The organism is Candidatus Albibeggiatoa sp. nov. BB20, assembly GCA_016744725.1.
Taxonomy (GTDB): Bacteria; Pseudomonadota; Gammaproteobacteria; order Beggiatoales; family Beggiatoaceae; genus Albibeggiatoa.
In genome coordinates this window covers 19621-29003 of the sequence record JADGDW010000041.1, presented here as the reverse complement: position 1 = coordinate 29003, position 9383 = coordinate 19621, and the positions used below count along the sequence as shown (strand labels likewise).

The window sequence follows — 9383 nt, the reverse complement described above, 5'->3', positions numbered from 1 at the left end:
GAATATATGGAACACGAGCAGAGATTAGATAAAGTACGGCATAACTGTTTGTTTTTCTGGTCTGAGGAAATCAACAAGCGTAGGGTGCATAAGTGAAACGTCATGCACCTTGAATGTGTCACATTTTGGTGTATGACACTGCGTTTATACACCCTACATTAAAAATTACATCACCGCTTCAACCACTTTCACTACATTTTCAACAGTGAAACCGAATTCTTTGAATAAATCGCCTGCTGGAGCGGATTCGCCGAAGCAATCGATGCCCACAACTTGACCTTCAAAGCCGACATATTTGTACCATAAACCTGTTGAACCCGCTTCAACCACCACGCGAGATTTAACGCTGCTTGGTAATACTGATTCGCGGTAAGCTTGGTCTTGGGCTTCAAACACATCAACGCAAGGCATAGATACCACACGGATATTTTTACCACTCAATTGTGCTGCTGCATCCATCGCTAAACCGACTTCTGAGCCTGTCGCAATGATGATCGCATCTGGTGTGCCGCTACAATCTTTTAGAACATAGCCGCCTTTTTCAATCGCTTCAATTTGCGCTGCATCACGGGTTTGATGTGGTAAACCTTGACGAGAGAATATCAATGAACTTGGGCCATCTTTACGCGTAATCGCCATTTTCCAAGACACTGCAGACTCAACCGCGTCACAAGGTCTCCAAATGTTCATATTTGGAATCAAACGCATGGTTGCAATTTGTTCAACAGGTTGATGTGTAGGGCCATCTTCGCCTAAACCGATTGAATCATGGGTATAAACGAAAACCGTAGGGATTTTCATCAATGCCGCCATACGCAACGCATTCCGTGCATATTCAGAGAACATCAAGAATGTTGCGCCGTAAGGCACGAAACCACCATGCAAAGTGATACCGTTCATGATTGCGGACATGCCGAATTCACGTACACCGTAGAATACATAGTTGCCCGCTGCATCTTCTTGAATGCCTTTGCAACCTGACCACAAAGTTAAGTTTGAACCCGCTAAATCTGCAGAACCACCTAATAATTCTGGTAACAAGGGGCCAAAACCGTTTAAGCTATTTTGTGAAGCTTTACGAGAAGCAATTTTCTCTGCTTTGCCATCAACTTCAGCAATAAATACGTTGGCTTTTGCTTCAAAGTCCGCAGGTAAATCACCATTTAAACGACGTTCTAATTCTGCACCTTCTGTTGGGAATGCGGCTTTATATGCTGCTAATTTGCTATTCCAATCCGATTCTGAGGTTGCGCCTTTGTCTTTGGCAGACCAACCGCCATAAATGTCTTCAGGAATCACAAAAGAGTCGTGTGCCCAGCCGATACGTTTACGAGTTAATGCGATTTCATCATCACCTAATGGTGCACCGTGACAGTCTTCTTTGCCTTCTTTATTCGGAGAACCCCAGCCAATAATGGTTTTACAACAAATGATAGACGGTTTATCCGTAACACTACGGGCTTCATCAATCGCGGCTTTAATTGCATCAGAATCATGACCATCAACATCACGCACTACATGCCAGCCGTAAGCATCAAAACGCGCAGGCGTATCATCAGTGAACCAGCCTTCGACTTCGCCATCAATCGAGATGCCATTATCATCATAAAACGCGACTAATTTGCCTAATTTCAACGTACCCGCTAACGCACAGGCTTCGTGGGAAATACCTTCCATCAAACAGCCATCACCTAAAAATACATACGTGTTGTGATCGATGATGTCATGACCGTCTTTATTGAATTGTGCTGCTAAGGTTTTTTCAGCAATCGCCATCCCAACACCATTGGTGATGCCTTGACCTAAAGGCCCTGTGGTGGTTTCAACTCCTGGTGCGTAACCGTATTCAGGATGACCCGGCGTTTTTGAATGTAATTGACGGAATTGTTTAATATCTTCAATTGACAACGCATAACCTGAGAGATGCAATAAAGAATACACCATCATTGAGCCATGCCCGTTAGACATAATGAAGCGGTCACGGTTAGCCCAGTTTGGGTTGCTAGGGTTGTGGTGCATGTAATCATTCCACAATACTTCGGCAATATCCGCCATCCCCATTGGTGCACCGGGATGTCCAGATTTGGCTTTTTGTACTGCATCCATACTTAATGCACGAATTGCATTGGCTAAGTCACGACGTGTAGGCATAACTTCCTCCTTCATTGGTTTAATTAAAAATATTTGAATTTATTCTGGTTGTTGGCTAAAAAAGCAATGGGCTGCATTTTCGCTTAAAATTGTTGGTTCATCAATATATCATTATATTCTGACTGAAATCATAACTTTTATTTTGGTTTAGGATTAGTTTTTTTATAGTTTAATCGGGTAAAATGGTTTTATTTACGCCAAAAAATGCACATTTTACAACAACTCAGACAACATCTAAAACCAATGGATTGGGTCGTGCTCAGCATTGCCTTGCTCAGTCTGATTCCATTGTATGCGGGTTATTGGCAACAAAGTCCTGCTGATTACGTGTTGATTACTTCGCCAACAGGCACGCAAAAAGTGACGTTACATCAAACATATATATTGGATGTGAAAGGGCTTTTAGGACATAGTCGATTGGAAATTAAGCAAGGTAAAATCCGTTTTGTAAGCTCACCTTGTCAGGGAAAATACTGTGTTCACGCAGGTTGGCAGCAGTCAGGAGGGGCCTTTGCAGCATGTTTACCTAATCATATTCTGCTTGAAGTCCATGCTTCCCAATCTGAACAGTTTGATTCGATTTCTTACTAACTCAAGTGACGCGGGTGCGTTGTTTACAGGCTGAACTAGCAATCCTCTCACATAAACCAAAATTCACCATATATTCATCATTCATAGCAAGCATCTTTTTGTCATTAAAAATAGCTGGAATTTAAAAACTGAACCACTCAGGAGCGCGAACCATGGACTGGAAAACATTTATTGCGACAGTTATAGAGTCATTGGCATGGCCTGCTGTGGTCGTTCTTATCATTCTATCTTTTAGGGATAAATTAGAAAGTCTTGTACCTCGTTTAACTCGATTTAAAAGTGGTTATATCGAAGCGGAATTTTCTGAACGAGTCAATCAATTAGCGTCTGAAAATGAAGACTGTTTGCTGCCTAGTAAAGATTTAGGGCTTAATGAAGAAAAACTGCCTGAAGATTTAAAAGAGGCACTAGATGATTTGCTGACATTGGGCAATGTGTCTCCACGCTCGGCTATTATCGAATCATTTCTAATCGCCGAAACTGCGGTGGCTAGAATAATCAACTTGCATTTTCCTGAAATCAAACTACGTTCAATAAAAAGCCCTATACAAGCTAAAATACTATTACAACAAGGTATTTTCACCGACAGTCAATTTCATCAATTCAATGAATTACGCATTTTAAGAAATAAAGCAGCTCATGCAGAAGAATTTAAAGCCAATGATGTGCCGTTAAAAATTTACATTCATTTGGCGATATTATTGGCATTGTCATGCCGACATTATGAGGAAATAAATTTAGTTGAAAAACAAGCTGTAAAGAAATCGCAGAAATAATAATAGTTCAATCGGGTGAATTGGTAGCCATTTTATCCAAACTCAAAAAAGCTACCAATTCTCGTATAGGTTATAGTCAATTTCGTTTTGGATGTTAGGACTGGCAGTCCTTAGTTTTTAAAGTAATTGATATTCTAAGATGATACAGGACTGCCAGTCCTGTATCATCTTAGAATAAAACGACTATAGTTCACAAAATTAATGTTGCTGTGCGAAATAATCTCGAGTTAATTTGAAAATAACAGGACTGAGCAGCACTAATGCAATCAAGTTAGGCAATGCCATCAAAGCATTTAAGGTGTCTGCCAACAGCCAGACAAAATCTAATTTCATCATTGCACCGACAGGAATCGCCATAACCCAGAGGATACGGAATGGAATAATCGCATTGACTCCCAATAAATATTGCACACATTTTTCACCATAGAAACTCCAGCCCAACATGGTGGTGAACGCAAATAAAATGAGGCCAAATGTGACAATATAGCCACCCATATCGGGTAATGCTTGTTCAAATGCTAAAGAGGATAAACTTGCACCACTAACTTCACCTGTCCAAGCACCAGAAATCAAAATGACTAAACCTGTAATGGTACAAACGACAATCGTATCGATGAATGTACCTAACATTGCAATCAGGCCTTGACGTACGGGGCTGTCAGTTTGTGCGGCTGCATGAGCAATCGGGGCACTACCTAAACCCGCTTCGTTGGAGAAGACACCACGCGCAACACCAAATCGAATTGCCATCCAAACTGCCGCACCAGCAAAACCACCTTGAGCCGCAGCAGGCGTAAACGCATACGTAAAGACTAAATTAACGGCATCAGGAATTTTCTCTGCATTGAGAACCAAAATAGTAATACCACCTAAGACATATAAAATCGCCATTGTTGGCACTAATTTGCCTGCAACTTCAGCAATCCAGCGAATACCACCAATCAAAACCAAACCTACAAATAAGGCCATCACAAAACCTGTGACTTTGGGGTCTACCGAAAAATTGCTTTGTAAAACGTCTGCAACAGAATTGGCTTGTACCATATTACCGATACCAAAACCTGCGAATGCGCCAAAGAAGGCAAATACACCACCAAGCCAAGCCCAATGACTGCCCAAGCCATTTTTAATATAGTACATAGGACCGCCAATATGGTTTTTATTCGCGTCCACTTCACGGTAATGCACTGCACATACTGCTTCTGAATATTTGGTTGCCATGCCGACTAAAGCTGTACACCACATCCAAAATAATGCACCTGGCCCACCTAAATAAATCGCTGTTGCCACACCTGCAATATTACCTGTACCAATGGTTGCAGAAAGAGAAGTCATCAAGGCGTTAAATGAGCTAATATCACCTTCACCTGTTTGTTGCCGTCCTTGCCATAGTAAAGAGAAGCCGTAACCCAGTTTGCGCATTGGCATAAACATCAGGCCAAGGGTTAAATACAAACCTACGCCTAAAATCAGCATTAACATAGGAGGCCCCCATGCAATACTGTTTACCTGTCCAACAATATCTGTAATGAATACCATAAAATCAAATGGTTCAGTGGTTTCCACGTGCTAACTCCTTTTTATAATGGTACACGAAAATACACGCTATCAACTATAACGATATGCGCAAAATAACACAATAATAGTGAATATTTCCCCTACTTTATACAGGTTAATGTTTTAATGATTTTTTTCCTACAGGCTTTGAATTGCTATCTAATGACAGAGCTATTGCTGTCTCAATTCTTGAAAAATATACGGATTATTGAATTTAAAATCAAACCTAAAGAAAATGCAATATCATGTGGTTAGCGTATTTCAGACAAATTTAATCCAATTGAATTTTGAATAATGCGCAAAAATCGCTACACTTGACAGTAATTCAACTTAAAATATATAGGAATAAGTATTATGAAGCTTGCCTATTTCATCAAATTACTGTTATTCAATGCTTTGATTATTTTGCAATGTACAGTAGCCCAAGCAGCAGATATTGTGCCCGTCTCATTACCAGCAGACCTACCTGTTTCCAGCACAAACCCTTATGTACTCGACCTTGACCAAGCGGTGATAACACCCAATGGTAATTTCCTGACCCAAGATCATGCAATGCGCTTTGATATGGGCGTAACAACAGATGCAACGAATACCACATTTGTACGTATTACATTGACCGAAGAAATTATCTGGAATGGTGATAATGCGGTACTGTTATTCGAAGAAGGCAATCAGCCCAATTCCGCAACGGGGACGCAAGATTTAAATGCAGATGGTATTTTGCAAGTTTTGGAAGTCGGCTCATTAATTGAAATTACGCCACCTCAAAATATTTTAATTTTCAGTATCGATGCACTGTCTATCAATGCCAATGCAAGTCTGGTTTTATCCACTGCTAATCCTGATTATAGTGTTGCAAATGGGCGGATTACCAATACCGCAGCCCATCCGATCATATCAATTATTGCGACCTCAAAACCTGCTAGAGTCACATACTCGGTTCACAATACCAATGTTGACGCGCAAAATGGTACAAACTCACTGTTTACTGATCCTGATATTTTGTTAGTCAATTTTGTACAACAGTTTGATTTTGCCATTACACAAGCAGCAACATCAGTATTAGATTCAATTGCTAATCCGCCTAATAGTTTATTTATTAATGAAGGTAATACACAAGATGTACTTAGCAGTAATAGCGATACGGATACGACTTTATCTGCTGCTAATTATTTATTGGTTAACAATGCCAGTTTGATTGAAGATCAAATCAATTTAGATTCTAAAGATGTTTTTATTGTGAATGTATTTGGCAATATGAATACGGTGTCGAATGTATTTATTGAATTTGATGATAGTGGATTGACAAGCGTGGGTACGCGTTCAGATTTAAGTCTGACACCGACTGTGGCAACCGTTCAGTTTGCAGGCAATACGATGCCAGCCACTACCCGTGAAGATAAAATCGCGATTGAAATTTCTAGCGCACAATCGTTACAAGCAAGTAATTATTCTGTCAACGCTCAATTATTATTATCACGCGCGGATGGCCTGAGTGATGTCATTATGGATACGGTGCTTAACAATACTTTTAGTTTTCTTGAGCAACAAACTCCTATTTTCAGTTCTCAGCCGATTCTAAACAGTAACATTGAAATGATTAGCGAATTTGCGACCCCAACTTCAGCTCAAATTACATTTATGAATGAAGGCATGTTACCACTGGATATTCAATTGGTTTCACAAGCTTCAGGAGAATTTGATTTTGTAAATAATTACGCCATCCAATTAGCGGCTGGGCAAACTGATGGTTTTTCAGTGCAGTGTATTCCTTCCAGTATTTCAGGCACACAACTGGGCATACAATTTACTACTAATAGCCCAAGCCAAGCGTTTATTAATTATAATTTACAGTGTCGTACTCAAGCGCAGCCTGAGCCTGAAATTGAAATAACTGCTGATGGGATTTTAATTGAAACGGGTCAAAATGAAATCAATTTTGGTACGATTTACCAAGGCGAATCCAAAGTTGTTAAGGTTACAATTCGAAATATTGGCAGTGATACTTTAACCTTAGATAATCCAACGATTCCAACAGGGTTTAGTTTAGGTTTTGGACAAACCATACCGAAGCAATTATTGTCGATTGCCCAAGATCAGCAAAATTATACGGCTTCGTTTGATTTGATTTTAACAGGCAGCTTGCTCGGTGAATTCAAGCCTATATTTAGCTTAAGTAATAATGACCGTGATGAAAATCCATATTTGATTACGCTGAAAGGTAAAGTAGAACGCAAACCAGATGAACCACCAGTGTCAGACTCTAATGCGCCAACGGAGATACCGATCACACCAATATCTGGGGTCACTATAGGTAGCAACATCATTGGGGTTACAAATAATTCTGGTAACACCGCAACTGATATTAATATTCAAGCTAACGGCAGCATTTCAGGAGGTTATTTAGCAGGCGATATTACCAGTCAAGGCTTAATTGCTAATTTAACCCTTAATCCAGACACAACAGTTGAAGGCGGTAAAATCAGCTCTGTGGTTTACAATTTTGGCACGGTGTGCAATGCGACGATCACCCGTTATTCACAATTAATCGGCGGTAATATATGCAATGAGATTCAAAATTTTGGCACTTTAACTGATGTGAATATACTTGATGGTGCTTTAGTCTCTGGCGGCGTGTTGAACAATATTATTTTCAGTCAGGGTACGTTATGCGATGTTGAATTAGATGATGATACCCGTCTGATTGGCGGTCAAATCAGTTGTATTTTAACAGGTCAAGCCCGTGCGCCTGCCACTATTGCTCAAGCGGAAATTTTACAAAATAGCCAATTAAGCAACGTGTGCATTACACCAAGTGTCACATTTGCTGAAGGGGTTGAATTGCGTGGGAAAATTCAATTACCCAAAAGCTTTGAATATCCAGATATGCCAGATTATTGTATTCAGCCTGAGCAACTTTCTAAATATAACACCCGTGATTTGCTTGGGATTGATCCTGAAGCCTTAAGCATTTTTTTGGATGCAGATTTACAGAAAATTCCAGCCGATGCAATGTCAATCCTTACGCCTGCTCAAATGAGCTTTATTCCTGAAACAACCTTAGATTCAGTTTCTGAAGCACAGTTTAATGCCATTCCTATACAGAGTTTTTCAGGTTTAACCGAACATAATATGAGTGGTTTGACAGGCTATCTTATTGGCTATATTACACCTGAACATATCGGCGCAATGAAGGAGACGGCGATTAACAATCTCAATGCTTGGGGTACAACTAAATATTTAACTAATTTCAATCCAGAGCTTGTGCCATTAGAAACCGCACAAATATTTTTAAAACCGGGTTGGACAATGGATGAAAATGGTTTGCTTACTGTGCCAGCAGATACGCCGATTAATTTAGCCAGCTTCAAATTGCCTGAGGCGTTCCCGCAACAAGTCAGTATTGACTATGATTTTCCTAATTTTTCCAAAGGTTTTGGGGTTGGTGGTCGCGGCATTCCTATTTTGAATGAAATGAATCAGGCTTTAAATGATGTAAATAACCCACAGGGGATTCGTAGCATTCAACAACGTGAAGATGGCTTAGTAGTAATGATTGATCGTGATGGGCTACAGCGTTCATTTATCCCTGATGTTGATGGTCAGATACAGCTCAATGTAGATGCAGCAGCAGGTGTAATATTGGATGAGGAAACAGGGAAGTTATTAGTGACAACAACTGCTCAACAACTATTTAGTTTTATTCCAGCTCCGAAAGATTATTTTTTACTGGGTGATACACTTGGCGAAAATAATGCAGCTCGTTGTTACGATAAAGGTGATGTATTATTAGAAATTCAAGTCGACGGTCGTACTACGCATGTTGTTGTCATATTTGGTGCAGATGTGAATCAAGATACGGGTGATACAGGTGTTTATTTGCCTGATGACAATACGCCAGTGGCGAGACGTAATCTACGTGCACCGATTCGCGAGGGTCGGGTCGTATTTTCTGATGGTACATCACAAAATATTTATCCTGCGGTGCTATTCCCAGAAACGTTTATTAGTTTAGCCAAACAAATTGAAGGGGTTGAAAACGTGGTATTAAATGTGGATGGTACATTGGGCTTAAACTTCTTTGGTTTGTCCTACTTATTATTGCCTACATTCGATACAACAACCAGACGTTTAGATGCTGGTGAACGTATTCCCCCTAGTTTGACCTCAAATCCAGATAGCAGTGTTGCTTATCAGGTACAAGATGGTGATTTATTGGTGACAACCCAAATCATAATCAGTCTTTTTTAAGGAAGTGAAGATATTGGGAACACACACTGGTCTAAGTGCATGGCCAGTGTGTTTTTA

The 9383-nt window shown here is 40.1% G+C and carries 5 protein-coding genes; 3 read left to right on the top strand and 2 right to left on the bottom strand.

Translation table 11 applies throughout. The features are described 5' to 3' along the window. Positions 1–165: 165 nt before the first annotated feature. A complete protein-coding gene (gene tkt / locus ABXH34_RS06720; protein WP_353571098.1) occupies positions 166–2151 on the bottom strand; it encodes a transketolase in 1986 nt (661 codons plus the stop codon). Between the two features lie 204 nt (positions 2152–2355). On the opposite strand from tkt, the gene ABXH34_RS06715 reads away from it, so the two are divergent. Beyond that, complete coding sequence (locus ABXH34_RS06715; protein ID WP_353571097.1) at positions 2356–2742, top strand: NusG domain II-containing protein; 387 nt, start codon at positions 2356–2358, stop codon at positions 2740–2742. 152 nt (positions 2743–2894) lie between these two features. Further along, positions 2895–3518: a hypothetical protein gene (locus ABXH34_RS06710; RefSeq protein ID WP_353571096.1), complete on the top strand. Its 624-nt coding sequence runs from the start codon at positions 2895–2897 to the stop codon at positions 3516–3518. 198 nt (positions 3519–3716) lie between these two features. On the opposite strand, the gene ABXH34_RS06705 is transcribed toward ABXH34_RS06710, so the two are convergent. Beyond that, a complete protein-coding gene (locus tag ABXH34_RS06705) occupies positions 3717–5084 on the bottom strand; it encodes an alanine/glycine:cation symporter family protein (protein ID WP_502710399.1) in 1368 nt (455 codons plus the stop codon). A gap of 345 nt (positions 5085–5429) precedes the next feature. Between ABXH34_RS06705 and ABXH34_RS06700 the strand changes: the two genes are divergently transcribed. Beyond that, entirely contained in the window at positions 5430–9326 is a 3897-nt protein-coding gene (locus ABXH34_RS06700) for a hypothetical protein (protein WP_353571095.1), read from the top strand. Positions 9327–9383: the final 57 nt, after the last annotated feature.